9 protein-coding genes and 2 pseudogenes are annotated in these 16,113 nt (G+C 43.4%); 5 read left to right on the forward strand and 6 right to left on the reverse strand.

Annotation, left to right across the window (positions count from 1 at the left end; genetic code table 11):
• The first annotated feature begins 109 nt into the window (after positions 1–109).
• A complete protein-coding gene (locus ACRWQN_RS18175) occupies positions 110–754 on the forward strand; it encodes a DsbA family protein (protein WP_434939243.1) in 645 nt (214 codons plus the stop codon).
• Between the two features lie 24 nt (positions 755–778).
• Positions 779–1,333 carry a protein tyrosine phosphatase family protein gene (locus tag ACRWQN_RS18180; RefSeq protein WP_434939244.1) on the forward strand — a complete coding sequence of 185 codons (555 nt, stop codon included), beginning with the start codon at positions 779–781 and terminating at the stop codon, positions 1,331–1,333.
• Between the two features lie 231 nt (positions 1,334–1,564).
• Here ACRWQN_RS18180 and ACRWQN_RS18185 read toward each other — a convergent pair whose 3' ends face one another.
• Positions 1,565–2,797 carry a glycerophosphodiester phosphodiesterase family protein gene (locus ACRWQN_RS18185; RefSeq protein ID WP_434940698.1) on the reverse strand — a complete coding sequence of 411 codons (1,233 nt, stop codon included), beginning with the start codon at positions 2,795–2,797 and terminating at the stop codon, positions 1,565–1,567.
• A gap of 623 nt (positions 2,798–3,420) precedes the next feature.
• Between ACRWQN_RS18185 and mtgA the strand changes: the two are divergent.
• The 3 genes and pseudogenes from mtgA to ACRWQN_RS18200 all read left to right on the forward strand — a co-directional run.
• Positions 3,421–3,901: pseudogene (gene mtgA, locus ACRWQN_RS18190) on the forward strand (monofunctional biosynthetic peptidoglycan transglycosylase).
• A 120-nt stretch (positions 3,902–4,021) separates the two neighbouring features.
• Positions 4,022–5,956: a B12-binding domain-containing radical SAM protein gene (locus ACRWQN_RS18195; RefSeq protein ID WP_434939245.1), complete on the forward strand. Its 1,935-nt coding sequence runs from the start codon at positions 4,022–4,024 to the stop codon at positions 5,954–5,956.
• A gap of 425 nt (positions 5,957–6,381) precedes the next feature.
• Positions 6,382–6,537: pseudogene (locus ACRWQN_RS18200) on the forward strand (IS982 family transposase); the annotation flags it as partial.
• A 32-nt stretch (positions 6,538–6,569) separates the two neighbouring features.
• Here ACRWQN_RS18200 and ACRWQN_RS18205 read toward each other — a convergent pair.
• From ACRWQN_RS18205 to ACRWQN_RS18225, 5 genes are all read right to left on the reverse strand, one after another.
• Complete coding sequence (locus tag ACRWQN_RS18205) at positions 6,570–7,013, reverse strand: energy transducer TonB (protein WP_434939246.1); 444 nt, start codon at positions 7,011–7,013, stop codon at positions 6,570–6,572.
• Positions 7,014–7,743: 730 nt separating this feature from the next.
• Entirely contained in the window at positions 7,744–8,499 is a 756-nt protein-coding gene (locus ACRWQN_RS18210; protein WP_434939247.1) for a substrate-binding periplasmic protein, read from the reverse strand.
• Positions 8,500–8,805: 306 nt separating this feature from the next.
• Positions 8,806–9,777 (reverse strand): hypothetical protein, encoded by a 972-nt coding sequence (locus tag ACRWQN_RS18215; protein WP_434939248.1) that lies wholly within the window; start codon positions 9,775–9,777, stop codon positions 8,806–8,808.
• Positions 9,778–10,031: 254 nt separating this feature from the next.
• Positions 10,032–12,740 (reverse strand): TonB-dependent receptor domain-containing protein, encoded by a 2,709-nt coding sequence (locus tag ACRWQN_RS18220; RefSeq protein WP_434939249.1) that lies wholly within the window; start codon positions 12,738–12,740, stop codon positions 10,032–10,034.
• A 93-nt stretch (positions 12,741–12,833) separates the two neighbouring features.
• Entirely contained in the window at positions 12,834–15,665 is a 2,832-nt protein-coding gene (locus tag ACRWQN_RS18225) for a hypothetical protein (protein ID WP_434939250.1), read from the reverse strand.
• Positions 15,666–16,113: the final 448 nt, after the last annotated feature.

A 16,113-nucleotide genomic window follows, 5' to 3' on the forward strand; every position in this document is an offset into this window, starting at 1 on the left:
TTATTTATTTAGTGCTTTGAAAAATAGCTAATTTCCGACCTCCTTTCAGCACTATTTAAACAATACTTAAAAGACGCGTAAACTATGTCATTATGTGGATAAGTGTCAGATGATTACAAAAATAACCATGAATAAAGCTATTCTATATTATGTTTACGACCCTATGTGCAGCTGGTGCTGGGGCTACCAACCAACGTGGACAAAACTGCAAAATCAGTTAGCAATGTTTACCGATAAACTAGCCATTGAATTAACAGTCGGTGGCTTAGCACCCGACTGTCACGCCCCCATGCCAGTAGAGATGCAGCAATTTTTACAGCAAACATGGCATAACATCCACCAACAACTCGGTACTGAGTTTAATCACAATTTTTGGACTGTGTGCCAGCCAAGACGCTCAACCTACCCAAGTTGTCGCGCAGCTTTGGTGGCAAGAGCATCTGGCTTAGAAGCGCAAATGATTAATGCCATTCAACAAGCCTATTATTTACGGGCAAAAAACCCGTCTGATATTGCTGTGTTATCTGAGCTGGCAGTCAGCATAGGCATGGATAAAAACCATTTTGAGCAACAGATGCATAGTGAGGAAGTGGAGCAACAGTTAATGGCCGAAATAACTCAAGCAAGGCAACTGCCTATTCAAGGATTTCCGTCATTAGTGTTGCAATATCAACAGCAGTTTTACCCTATAAAGCTTGATTATCAGGATGCAGACACGAGTCTAGATAACATCAAGCGCCTTATTGAAGGTTAAATAAAAGCCAAAGCAGGATAACAAATGAAATTATTACACATCATCATCCATCTCGTGGCATCACTTCTTTTTATAAGCACACACACTATGGCCAACAACGACAACTTAGATACCCGTAAATTACAGCAGATTAAAGCGGTTAAGTTTAACCAAAATCAAGTTATTACCGCAGGTTTACCTACGCCGGAGCAATTTGCATTATTGCAACAAGCTGGCGTTAAAACCGTCATAAATTTAATCCCCGATAACAACCCCAATGCCCTTAAAAATGAACAACAAATAGTGACAGAACTGGGCATGCAATACCACAATATCAGCGTTGATTGGCAACAACCGACACTTGAAAATGTTGAGCAATTTTTTGCATTAATGAAGGCCAATAACAATCAACCTGTGGTGGTGCACTGTGCTGCTAATTATCGTGCCTCGGCGTTTTATTATCTTTATTTAGCCACTCAGCAAGATCAACAGGTCGATATTAATGACACTTTGTCGCCATGGGGAGACTTACAAAAAAGTTTCGAAGAGTATCCGCAGTGGCAAGCTTTGATTGAAACCGTAAAACAGAAATATAAATAAGCCCGCCAGGTACTTTGATGCTAGATGCCAATTAAAAGGGGAAATTGATTAACGCTGCAACTTTGCTATAAAGCGAATAAATAGCCATAAAAAAGCGGGATGATTATCCCGCTTTTTACTATGTTAAATCAGCCAACCTACTCGCGCACTACCTACTACATACCAATCAATTAAATAATCAGGCACTAATAAAATAGGCAAAGCGACTCAGTCTACAAAGCTCGCTGTAGCTTACTTATCCATACAGTTAGCATAGTAAGTTACCGTAGCGGGCCAGTCTGAAAATACGCCTATTACCCCAACATCTTTTGCTAAAACATCTAACAGCTCAAAGGTGTCACCTTCATTATCAATCGCATCGGCAATGCTTTGATAATACCAACCTCCAGCGCCTTGGCTAAGGGGCCCTGAACGCTCAAGTGACCAGGCAATTATTTTAAGACCTGCTGCAGTCGCTGCTTTGGCATATTCAGAAGGGACTATCGCCTTATTCTCATCTAAAGTGACTAACACCCATAATGGCGGTGCAATAATCTTCACACCATCTGCCGCCAAAATCTCCATGCTCGGTGACCAGGTGGCGCTATTTTGGGGATCAAAACCACTGCTAAAATCATAACGATCATCTAAATACACAGCTTGATCAGCAAACTCTGGCGCATTGGCTATCCAGTATTTAACATCATCTAAATTAAATGACTGTGGGAACACCTGCGAAGCATCAACCCCAGCCGCCGCATACTCATCTAGCATTTTTTGGGCGTAATCTTGTTGAGTAAAGCCATCATAGGGCATGCTCACACTGGCCGATTTAAGCTCTGGCGTCATCTTCACTCCAGCAGCTTTAAACAAAGCAATACTTTCAGCGTGAGTCATTAAGGTGCCATTACCTGCGTACAAGTCTGTGCGCCAATTTGGTGTACCATCAATAAACTCTGCAACTGTGGTCGCTTTTGGATTAAAACCATCCATCTTGCCTTTTAAGGTTTTAAATTCAGCTAGGCTGATATCACTGGTACAACACGTGGCTGTTGCGCTAACCCCGTTAGCTGCATCGGCTGGCGAGAAAGGCACTGAACATTTATTGGCAAGCGCTGGAATGGCCAAAATATTTGTGGTGGTGGCTAAGTCACACTGTGAGTGGCGACATACGAGTTCTTTGTCTGCGGTAAAAGTAACGTCACATTCTACAATACCCGCACCAGAATCAATCGCTGCTTGATAGGCTTCTTTAGTGTGCTCAGGAAACTGCATTGATGCACCACGATGCCCAATCGAAAAGTCCGTGCGATAAAATGGCCCCGACTCACACTGGGTAAGTTGCGTTTTTAGCTCGCTGGCTTGCATTTGATCGACTAAAAATAGCGGTCTAGGACCAACTTGAGCGCTAACACTTTTATCAACGCCTACTGAGCTAGCATCATCATTATTATCGTTACTGTTGCAGCCTGAAACCCATAGCATACTGGCCAAAACAGAAATAACTCCCAGTATTACGCTTTTTTGCCTTGTCATCTTATTGCTCCATATTGTCGTGCTGTCATGCCTGTTGTTATGCATTTTTGCAATAATACACGCTGAATTAACTGATTATCAGCACTAGCTTACGCAGTGAATATGACGAAAATATCGAATTAATATGACAAGATTAATGACTGAGCAGATGAGCGTTAATTGTGAGCTATTCAGTATTGATATGTACAGAAATAGCAGCCGATAACAAATGCTAATTAAAGCAGAATCAATCACTACAGCTATAATAAAGCCAGCTAACCTTAGAAAAAATTTAAACAAGGCAGATTAGCATTTGGTCTTAATGCGCTTATCCTATACTCTTGCGCGTCGATAGCGACCAGCACAAGAATCTGGCTAAATATAACAAAGAGGCGTTAATGCAAAATCGTACACGGGGAGTTTTCGGCTGGACATGGTATGTCATGTGGCGATTAATGCTGGTACTCGCGTTATTGTTACTGGCATTAAGGTTTATCGCACCGCCCACTACGTCATTTATGCTGCAAAGCCCTTACCCTGTGAGCTATCAGTGGATAAGCATTGATAAGCTACCATCGCATATCCCGCTGGCAATGGTCGCCTCAGAAGACCAACTGTTTACTAAACATTTTGGGGTCGATTTAAGCGCCATCACTAAAGCCCTTGACCAACATGATGATGGCAAAGGCGCTTCGGGGTGCTAGTACACTCACCCAACAAACCGCCAAAAACCTTCTATTATGGCCAGGGCGAAGCTTTATTCGCAAAGGCTTAGAAGCCATGTTGGCCATTAGCCTTGAAGTCATTTGGGGTAAAAAACGTATTCTAGAAGTGTATATAAACGTGGCTGAATTTGGCCAAGGAATTTACGGCGTAGAAGCCGCAAGTCAGCACTATTTTAATAAATCGGCTCGTTATCTCAGCAAAAATGAAGCCGCACGACTGGCCGTGCTACTGCCCAGCCCTCGCAAACGTAATCCTAATAATTTAAGCCCTTATCTAAGCCAAAGAGCGGTTTGGGTTGAGCGACAAATGAAACAGCTTGGTAGTGGCTATCTAGAGACCATTCTTTAATTTACGGCGCTTTTTTACAGGCCATTTGTTAGAATTGATTATTATTTTATCGCAGCAACATTTGCTGCCAATATTCTGTTTCGCAATAAGCATTCAGGTTTTACTATTTAAAGGCAGGCTATGACCGTTCTTCTAATGACTCCACCCATGACTCAACTTAATACGCCGTACCCAGCAACGGCGTATTTAACGGGTTTTTTACGCTCACGAGGCTATGAGGCGGTGCAGCGGGATCCTGCTATTGAATTGTTTCTTGAAATGATGACAGCGCCAGCGCTAGAGATTATTCGCCAGCATGTCGAAGAAAACTTTGAACACTTTGAAGACGATGAACTGCCCGATGTGATCTTCAATTTTCTAGCCGAATACGATCGTTACCTGCTGGCCGTTGAGCCCGCGATCCGCTTTTTACAGGGTAAAGACCCAAGCTTGGCGATGCGAATTAACTCGCGCCGTTTTTTACCCGAAGGCCCAGCCTTTGACACCATAGCGCAGATGGAAGAAATATCTGGCGATGTATTGCAAGCGGCCTTTGGTAATTTAGGCGTACAAGATAAAGCCAAATATCTCGCCACCCTGTTTATTAATGATCTGTCGAACGTGATCACCCAAGGTGTCGACCCTTATTTTGAAGTCAGCCGCTATGGCGAAAAATTAGCTTCTGCCAACCCAAGTTTCGACAACTTATACGACACCTTAATGGGTGAAACGAGTTTCAGTTCAGAAATTTTGGAGCAGTTGGTCGAGATGTATCTGGAAGACACGCGGCCAAGCGTAGTCGCACTAACCGTGCCGTTTCCCGGTAATATGCTCGGCGCGTTACGTATTGCCCAAACCTGTAAAGCCATTAACCCTGACATCCCTATCGTCATGGGTGGCGGGTTTGTTAATACCGAGCTGCGGGCACTCAAAGACCCTCGGGTATTCGAATTTGTCGACTATATCTGTCTTGACGACGGCGAACGCCCGCTTATCACCCTGCTTGAATACTTTGAAGGCGAGCGCACGATAGACGAGTTAGTGCGCACTTACTTTCTAGCCGAAGATGAAAATGGTGAGCCCTATGTGCATCTAAATCAAAACACCGAACTGCACGATATTCCACAGGTCGAAGTTGGCGCCCCCATTTACGATGGCTTGCCACTTGGCGAATACCTGTCGTTATGTGAAATGCTTAACCCAATGCACCGTATTTGGAGTGATGGCCGCTGGAATAAACTCACCATAGCCCATGGCTGTTACTGGCGAAAATGCAGTTTTTGCGATGTCAGCTTAGATTATATCGACCGCTACGACACTGCTGGCGCTGATATTCTAGTTGACCGCATCGAAGCACTTATCGAAGAAACCGGACAAACTGGTTTTCATTTTGTCGACGAAGCCTTACCGCCAAAAACCTTATTTGCCTTTGCAAAACGGTTGATTGAACGCAATGTGGTCATCAGTTGGTGGGGCAATATCCGTTTTGAGCGCACCTTTAGCCCAGACCGTTGCCAATTATTAGCAGACTCAGGCTGTATCGCGGTCAGCGGCGGCCTTGAAGTGGCCTCAGACAGACTACTTAAACTGATGAAAAAAGGCGTCAGTGTTGAGCGCGTCGCCCACGTGACTAAAGCTTTTAGTGACGCGGGTATTTTGGTGCATGCTTATTTGATGTATGGCTTCCCCACTCAAACCGAGCAAGAAACCGTTGATTCACTGGAAATGGTGCGCCAATTGATGCAACAAGGGTGTTTTCAGTCAGCCTACTGGCACCGCTTTGTCGCCACCATCCACAGTCCTATTGGCATGAATCCTGAGCAATTCGGCATTACCCTAGCTGAACGGCCAGAGATTTTATTCGCTGAAAACGATGTCGACTTCACCGACCCAACCGGCACGGATCATGACATGCTAGGGGAAGGGCTACGTAAAGCGCTTTACAATTATATGCACGGCATTGGCTTTGATCAGCCAATGAGCTTTTGGTTTAACCAGAACGTTGTCCGCACGACGATGAAAAAAGATTTGATTTCAAAAGCGGTGAACAACTTTATTTTGAGTCATGAAGAGTAGATAATCTGACTTGGGGTGAAATCCAGCGGTCGTTTCATGATTCTCGCATTTCCTGACTCCGTCATTCCGGCAATGATTTTGAGCCGGAATCCAGGTGTTTGTACTTATGGCTTGCAGCCACTAACGTCGTGGTGCTTCGCTTAGTCCAAGAGCTGGAACAGTCACATTTAGTAATACAGGCAAACCATGACATTCACTCACCGGCACGCTGCACTTCTTTTGGAATAAAAAGTCCCTATAGCTCAGCCGACTTTCTGATGTGAAGGGATTCACAAATGCCGCGATGGCATGGATGCCAAAGAGCGGCCATGGGGCGGACGGTCGTCTCGTAAATCATCATGATTCACCTTTCAGACATTGCCTTAATCTGCAGGTTTAAAAGACTTAGCCGAAATCTAAAAATGGGCGGCATAGTAAACTTCTTTAAAAACACCTCACAAATCGAACATTCGAGACGCCAAAGTGTTTATGGTTTTATACTGAATATGATTGGTGCCTTAATCGCCTAACAACTCAAAGAGAATAAGCCACAACTCAATATCACAGATGTTAATTTCAATGCGATTTCTGTTATGGCTTAAACCGAACTCAGGTTAGTCTATTGTTATACGAATTAACTACATGCTAATTGTGCTTGTTGTTTACAAGCGCTCTGAGATTGCTCTGTAGATTCGCCTCCCATACAGAAATCCAACCTCACAGTTCTTTTTTCAGCAACGCCTTCTGTATCTGTTTTAGCTGGCACCCATTTCCATTGTTGAAGCATTTTACGTGAGTATTTACCAAGGTCCTTTTTAGGTACAGAGTTAACAATCTCAATATTTTCAGTTTTACCTGATTCCGAGATATTGAAAGATAAAACAGCACAACCTTTGATTCCTGAACGAGCAAGCTCTATTGGGTATTTGGGAGTGTTTTGATTTGCACGCTCCCATATAAAATCATTAGTTGGGGCTACATTTGTGACCTGTACATCGCCGTAAAGCATATTGTTTTTAGCGAGAGCACTTACCGAAGCTACCGCAAGAAAGATCGGGATTAATTTTAAAGTTTTCATATACACTCCATTGTTAGAATTATTCACATAGCGTCGCGAACACAGGGCGAGTTATAGCAAAGCCTAAACTGCATCATTGCTGTCAATGTGCTTGACTTTGTTATATTGGTAGGCAATTTCAAATTATGTTTACCCTGTCCAGACTATACTTTAATCTATTTCAAAAAAAACAATTAAGGTCAAAGCTTTATCTGCACTCGCTCATGAGCTTGGCCGCTGGGTCTATTTCATGTTGTAAATTAGTTGAGCCAGTAATTGTTAGGTCAGGGTAAACTTTATAGAGGGGCGGATTGGCACATATATGGTGGCTTTTTCTTCCCTAAATGGCGCGCTCGATGATTATATTCGACGCGACCCAACTCTGTCCTTAAGCTGTCATAACTTAACCTATTTTGTATATTAAATTCAATTTTTTACTTTATTTTTATTGGCTGAGTTACTATCCAGTAATAGTGGGATGCCATGTTTTTTTGATGTTTTTTGATGTTTTTTGATGTTTTTTGCTTTCATAAACATCTGCGGAGTACAACCGCTTCTATTAGGATGAGCAGCATAAAAAGAACAACAAGGGTGAGCGGTTAAATAGATAGCTTAGGTAAAAAGCCTTCGGTGGGAGACGAATGTCCTAATTCACCGAAAGCATCTATGTGTGAGTGACTATATATCGGCTTAGTATCTTGCTTGCACAAGGCCGAATGGATTTAGAATGGTTGACTATAGTGACAAACAATTACTGCCAATCACTGATCCCATAAGAGGATAAGATTTTTTCGAATTCGCCCGATGCCCTCAGTTTTGCAGTCCCTTCATCAATCAACTTAATGTAGCCTGCAGAAGTCGCTTTTGCCGGACTGCAGGCAATGTACATTTCAGTCGCCTCGCCCAAAGAGCCCGCTGCAACTATGCCACTGACGCCCATTTTTTTAAGTTTTGCCTCCATAACACTGGGGGATTCGGCAACAACATTTACCCTTCCCGCCACGAGCTTTTTAATATTGTTTTCAAGGCCATTATTTGCGCCTATGGCATCAAACATACTTGGGTTATCAATAACATATTGATCAAATTCATCACCGTAAGCATAACCTTTAATTATCGCAATCTTACTTCCTTGAAATGATGCCAATCCGCTGTAATTCCAGCTGTCACCTGCTTTAACAAAAAATACCGTACTGTCCATTCCCCAAGGTGCCTGAGGATAGACAAAATCTGGCGCATCATCTTTGTAGGCGCCAACCACACAGTCAAATTCACCTTTGCGCACTGAGTCGACAGCACGTTCCCAAGGCATTAATTTGTAATCAACCGTGTGACCGGCTGCAGTAAAAATATGAGTTGCTAATTCAATCATATAACCTGGTTGCTGAGCCTTGGGTTGGCCATTCATGGGAAACCAATTGTCAGCTCGAATGCTAATGGTATTGGCTAATACTGCGCTACTACTAAAAACAGAAACTAATATTAATGACTTTGTAAATGCCTGCATAGCGAGTCCTTTGATGAGTTTTTTGAATTGCCTTGGATTAAAAGTAGACTGCATAGTGACACTTAGCAACATTTAGGTTTTATAGCAGAGTTGTGTCCGGTTCATTCTTTGTTACGATAAATTGAATATCTTGATGGGTCGGCATGAGTATGACCAAGCCATTTTACAATGAAGCAAAACAGATTTTTAATCATTTTTATTAATAACTTGAGTGAATATCACTATAACCAAGAGACACAACCACTTTCACTTTCCGACCAAAGCATCAAGGCGTTAATGGCCATAGGCCCCAAATAAAAGTGCTAGTTAATGCTGGAGCTGATAGGGCCTCAAATCCACTTTATATAATGGCGCTGGCAGCCGCTCTGAGGTGATGTAAATGCTGTGACCATCTTGACTGAACCCCACGGCTTCGGCTTGGGTTATTGATGGTAAGTTAATTTGTTTAGGCGCTGACGACAACAGCGTTAGCCAATCACCGGGCTGTGATTGGCTAAAATAAAATGCGTGAGTATAGGTTAATACTACAGCGGATAATCCATCAGCGGATATGTCCATTGCAGTGGGTTTTCCGGCAAAACCTATCCAGGTATAGATACTGGCATAATCAAGTACGGCCGTGGGTAACGGCGCGATGTCACCCAACCTTTTGGCCTGCTTGTTAAATGTTTGAATCGATTGATTGCTTGATTGTCCTAGGCCCGAGATCGGACTGATTAAAGGTAATCCGTATAAAATGGGCTGTTTATCGCGTTTTGTCAGTAACAGTATTTTTTGCTTAGCCACATCAACCGCGACTGATTCACTGTCGCGAGCGCCGTCCTCATAGGTAAAGGTCATACTCCAAAGAGGTTTAACAGACAGTGTTTTTTGGCCATTAAGCTGGCTTAAATCAGGTTCTTTTATAAGATGTAATTGATATTGTGTTCGCTGCTGTGAGTTGTCACCAATATCGGCTATTAACAAATACGCTTGTCCCTGGTAAACAAACGAGGCGATATCTTCCCAATCGGTATTTTTTACGCCATTAACATTCAGTGTGACCAAATGATTACCGCGGGTGTCTATTGCAAATAACCTTGCGGTGTCGCCACTGTCGTTATGTGTCCAAAGTATTTGTTCATTCAAACGTGATACTGCTAGGCCGCTGGCTTCATCAATTAATGGTGCGCTAATACTGCCCGTTTGAGTCACTCCCGTCTGCATAGCACACGCATTGGTCGACAGTGCTAATAGAACATACAACAGGTATTTAAGGCGGTTAAACATAGTCGTCATTCACTCAAGGCTTAGGGGTAAATCGGTATTGATCAATATTGACAGTAACAATTAGCAGCAACGCATGATCTAGTAAAAGTGATTTTGATGCAACTGCGATAAACAAAAAGAAAAAGGCCACTTTCTCGTTCCAAAGAAAGTGGCCATACACATTTTTAGCAGCTGAAATGATGAGTAAAAGCGGCTAAAAATCAGTACTTGGTTTTACTGCGTTCAACTTATATTGCTAGCCAACTAAGGGGTCACAATGAGTATTAATACTCGTAACTGAACTGCACTGTGTATTCTGTGCCAGGGTCTTTGGCATACACTTGAATATCTTGTTGATCATATTCGGTCACTTCACCCAACAGGTTTTTCGCTTTTAATTTAACCGCCAAACTGGTGGTAGGAAAAAAGCTGTAAGTAAAATCTAAGCTGTGGAATGGTTTTTCATACACATCATCTAGACCACCACGGCCGCCGTAAGCAATACGCTCACCAAACACGTTATAAACCAAAGTGGCGCTGTGATAACTGTTAGATGAATCGTAACTTAACTGCACGTTGGCAACCCAGGCAGAATGCCCTGTCATGCGACGCGTATTGTTAGTCGGGTCAATTTCGCCATTAGGGGCAATGGTAATTTCTGAATCACCTAAGGTCAGGTTACCGGCAACAAAGAAGTCTTCCCACATACTGCCTTCACTGATGAAGTCTAGCGTTTGTAAAAACTCGGCTTCAATACCATAAATATAACCCGACTCAGCGTTATAAAACTTAAGCTGGCGACCGGCTTCTGAAATACGTTGAATAGGCTCAATTGGCGCGTCTACGTCTTTATAAAACCCGCCTAAGCTGTAGTTGTCACCGGCTTCTGAATAGTATTCCCAGCGTAAATCAAGGTTATACATGTCTGAGCTTTTAAGTTCTGGATTACCGAAGAAATCAAAACCTGTGACTGGATCTTGGAATCGAACTGGCGACACTTCACGTAAATCAGGACGCACTATGGTTTTACTTGCCCCTAAACGCCATTGGGTGGTGTCGGTTTGCTTCCAGGTGAGTGACATTGATGGGAACCAACCGTCCTCAGCAATAGCATAATCGCTTAAGTCGTAGCGACCACCCTCGTCAGATATTTCTCCCTCAGGGGTTATCGGCAAGGTCACGCGACGGAAATCTTCATATCGCAAACCCGCATAAACGCGCCATACATCGTCAAAATCGACATCAAAACTGATAAAGGCGGCATCATTTATCTCTGCTGCAACATAGTCTTCGGTGTCGGTTGAGGCATCTTTTAATTCAAGCTCTAAGGTGTCATTGTTAATATTGTCATTGGAAAAAATATCATCAAAATCTTGCGCTAAAATATTGCCGTTTGGGTCAGTTGGGCTTAAGTCTACATCTAAACCTAAACGTGTCGCGAAGCTTTCACGGGTGCGTTCGTAATATTGATAGCCTACTTTCACTTTCATTAACGCATCATCAAACTGTACCGGATACGCAAAGTCCCAACCGTAGTTTTGGCTTTCGTCCTGTAGGTTTGAGTAAACGTATTTAGGGGCATCTTGGGTATTTAGGTTACGCGAAACCGGCTGGTTAGCTTCATCTAAAATAACGTTATAAGTGTATGATAATTCGTTAGGGGCATTACGCTCTGATTTAGCGTCAGAGAACATCCAATTAAACTCGGCATCATTTAATGCTTCAATAAAGTGGTGACCTTTAATTTGATTGCTGATTAATGATCTTTCTTCATAATCAATTTCATACACTTGCAGCGCATTAGGTTCACCTAGGGTGTCTATGGTTTCTTCAATACCGACCGACACGTCATCAGAGGTGTCGCGCAGGTAAGTGGTGAAGGTTTCAATTTTATGGTTGTAGCCAATTTCTAACCCAAGGTTAAGCATGGTAGACATTTGCACAATTGAATCTGTCCCCATAACATCTTTTTGGTTTTCAATTTGAGCTTGTTCGCTGTCGCCATCTAACTCCACTTCATACTTGGTGTAGTTTTCAGCTTGCTGTTTATATGAATAAGCCGCCAGCGCGCCAAACACGATATCGTCGGAAAAGTCCCAGCGATCACCTAGGGCAACGTCGCCTCTAAAGCCTGGGTCGGTACTTTCCGTTTTTACCGCCATGTCGCGGTACATGTCTAAGGCTAATTCACGATTCATTTTTTGCGCAGCGGGGTAATTTATTGCCCCGTTTGAGCCACTAACTATGTCTATTGGGCTAATGCCGCCATATTGATTAATGGTGTTATTAATACTTGATGGCATAGCACGAGTGCCGTCATCTTTGCCGGTCCAATCATCACCGCCACCGTTGTAAGTATAGGTGTCATTGCTGTCATTAGTATTGAAACGTCCACCAGCAGAGGCTTTGAAAAAGAAGTTAGCCGGAATCGCTTTAGTGCGAATGTCGACATGGCCACCACCAAATGCGGCGGGCTTTTCTGCCGAGGCTGACTTTTGTACTGATAAAGATTCAATAATTGATGCCGGAAACATGTCTAATGGCACCACATTTCGAGTTGGGTCTGGTGATGGTACTGTTGCACCGTTGAGTGAGGTGCTTGAATAGCGCTCACCTAAACCGCGAACATAAATGAATTTTCCATCTTTTAAGGTTAAACCGGTCACACGGCGCAGCGCTGCTGCGGCATCACCATCACCGGTTCTAGAAATTTGTTCTGAGCCCATAATATCGGCTACAGCAATTTGTTCGCGACGCTCTTCTGTCGCGGCCGAAGCTGAGGTACGTAGTCGCCCAGTAACAGAAATTACCTCAATCGGTTCTATGGGAAAAGATTCTCCAGTCTTATTTGTCGACGCTTCATTGCTTTGTGCTTGCTGTGGATTAGCTGTGTCATCTTGAGCTAAAACCGGCGCAGCAAATGAGGTAACAGAAAGTACCGATATAATTGCGAGGGTTAATTTGTTGGCGGTAAAACTCGGCTTGGTTTTCATACGTTAACAGTCCTGTATGCGGTTCAGAGATAGCCGCTGCTAACATTGCGCATTAGCGAGCGGCTATAAACTTAATTTACGATTAGATTAGGGTTACTGTGGAAAGTAAGCCCAACCTTGACGCCAGTCATTCTGGCCATCGAATGCACCAATAAAGTTGGTTGATTCGAAGAAGTTGTCATCAGTACTTAAGTCTTTACCTGTGCCAATAAGTGCTGCATCTGTTGCCGCTGGCATACCGTCAGTTAGAGTAACCGCTGTTGTAGCGTTACCTTCTTGACCCATAAACCAGGTTTCAACATTGACAGCATTGGCTGTAGCCGCATTATCAGAGCTGTATTTAAATGGCTCGTTACAGTCGATAATTGAGTGAGACATAGTCAAGGTATTGTTGTTAACGTTGTCGACTAAGCCAGCATAGCTGCCATCTAGTTCTAAACATTCACCAGACTCTGTAGTGCTTGTGCTACCTTTACGACCTTGCACTAACACGTTATAAAGCTCACCTGCTGTGGCTACGCGAAGTAAGATCCCCTCGCCTTTATCACCGCTAGCATTTTCAATGTCTGTACCAGGTAAGATAGTGAAGTTAGCCAGCTTTGGCTTAGATACTGGTGTATCTGTTGCACCTTTGTGGCTGTCGCCTTCAATACCACGGTTTGCATTGCCATCTTCATGGGTAATGTACACAAACTGTGCTTTACCGGTCCAACCGTTGGTCCAATCTAAGCTGTCATCGAAGTTGTGCGTGAGGTAAACATATTTCAAGTTAACCGCGCCCCCCCAGAACTCAACACCGTCATCGCCATTAGCATGGACTTGAATGTGGTCTACTTGCGTACCGCTACCCACTGCGGCAAATGAAATACCGTTCATTTCCTGGGTGTCGTTCACTTTAAAGCCAGCATATTTAATCACTACGTAGCTGATTTGACCGCTGTTATCAGTGTTGTCGTTACCACCGTATGGGAAATCACCGACTTCAAATGACGCATCACAGGCATTTTTATCAGGGCAAGTATTGGTTAAACCCTTACCTAAAATCACTAAGCCGCCCCATTGGCCACGTTCGCCCGTTGCACCAGCAATAACGTCCTGCTGTGAGGTCATTTCAATTGGGTGCGCAGCACTGCCCTGAGCCATGATTTTTGAACCACGGCTAACCGCTATGTAGCTGTTATCTGTTGCAAACAACTTAGTGCCCGCTTGAATCGCTAAGGTAGCAGAGTTAGTTTTATCACCACCAACCACTACCGCACCGCCGTCAATTTTGTACATCACGTTTTGACCGGCAAGCAGTGTAGTGTTGCTCAGTACGTTACCCTGTAAAGTACACACTAAAGTGACTGTGTCATCTTTGTATAAACCGGCTACCACTGTTTCAGCAGTTGTGCCAACTGGACAAGATGTTAATGTAGGAAGTGTGGTCGGTGCAGGTGCTGTGTCACCGTGGATCGCAGTGGTCCAGCCTAAAGTCCAATCGGTAGTACCGTCGAACGCACCAATATAAGGTGCATCAACTAAGCGGTCATCAAGGTTACTTAAATCGGCTTTGCCACCGGTTAATGCTACAGATGATGAATTTGGCATATAGTCTGTTAAGTCTGATGCGCCCACTAAGTTACCGCTTTGACCTTCATACCAGGCTTTAACATCTAATGCTAAAGTGCGGCCTTCAGCAGCATCTGCCTTAGCATTTTTAAATGGCTCAACACAATCGATTAAGCTGTTTTCAACGGTTAACTCGCCTGTATTCGCATTGTTGACTGTGTTGTCATCGTTGACTTCTAAACATTCGCCAGAATCAACATCGCCTTTCACTAATAAGTTATAAGCTGTTACGCCTGTACCAACGCGGAATAAGATACCTTCAGCATCGTCACCACCGGCGTGAGTACCGTTAGCCACCTGCATGGTAATGTTAGCGAGTGCTGGTTTAGACATTGGGGTTGCGCTAGCGCTTTTATTGCTGTCAGCTTCGATACCACGGTTTGAGCCGTTGTCAGCTTGACGAATATACACGTGCTGTGCGCTACCTTGCCAACCGTTTGTCCAATCTAACGAGTCATCAAAGTTTTCTGTTAGTACCACGTTTGAAATTGACACGTTACCGCCCCAAAATTCTACGCCGTCATCGTTATTTAAATGCACTTGAATATGGTCAACTTGAGTGCCGCTACCTACACCAGCAAAGCTGATACCGTTCATTTCTTGGGTATCGTTAATTTTAAAGCCGCCAAACTCAACGCGGACGTACTTAATCACACCAGAGTTGTCCTGGGTGTTATCACCGCCGTAACTGTGGTTACCCACTTCAAATGACGCATCACAATTTGCTAAGTCAGGACAAGTATTAACCGGTGCATTACCCAGTAACACTAAGCCGCCCCATTGACCCGCTTCGCCTGGTTGGCCTAATGCAGTTTCTGCTGAGGTGAATACGATAGGTGCAGTAGCCGAACCTTCGGCCATTATTTTTGAACCACGACTAATGACTAAATATGAATCACTGCCGCCTAAAATTTTAGTACCAGGCAGAATAGCTAACTCAACTGATTTTTCATTATCGCCACCGGCAACGACTGCGCCATTTAGCAGCCATACAACGCCGTTACCAAGCACGATTTTATCGCCGTTTTGGCCGCCAGTAGAAATGGTTGATGCCGCTGTAGACGGAGCTAATGTGCCTTTTAATTCCCAAACCTCTTTGCCATCAACTGATGCAAAGGTGGTGCTTTTAGTGGCAAAGCCACTATAAGATTTTTGTTGAGCCGTTTCTGTTGGCGTTGTTGGTATTGTTGGAGTCGGTGTCACGGTATCGCTACCTGTGTTGATATTGATATCACCACCACAACCCGCAAGCCCTAAAGTTGCTGCTAAAGCAGTAGAAAGCGCCGTAAGTTTAAAAAGGTTTTTCAGTTCCATTGTCATCTCCGAAGACGGATTGCATTTCAAGTTAGTTAGGGTTTAGTGCGCGCCATAGGCATACGCATTTGCTGGTGCATAAAACTAACGAGTAAAAATGACAAAAAGACTGCTTAAAAATGACAATAACATTTCCGCAACATGACAGAATTATGTAAACCCTGTGGGGATGCGGCTTTGAGTATGTTTTAAGGGAATTATTTTTTTCACAAAAATGTCGTAAATGTATCGTATTTTGACGAAATTACGCTTATTGATGATAAATTTAATCTTAATAGAAATAAAAGTAATCACTAAGGAGGTAATACTTTAAACAAGCATCAATAAAACTGACTCGGAAGGAAATACAGAAAATTCATCTCAATATTGATTAAGTGTAAGGTTTAGTTGATCAAGCCAAACCTAAACAAACGCTACTGCAATGTTAATACAAGGCACATTATTATTT

This window comes from Shewanella sp. HL-SH8, from assembly GCF_051165765.1.
GTDB classification, from domain to species: Bacteria; Pseudomonadota; Gammaproteobacteria; order Enterobacterales; family Shewanellaceae; genus Shewanella; species Shewanella glacialimarina.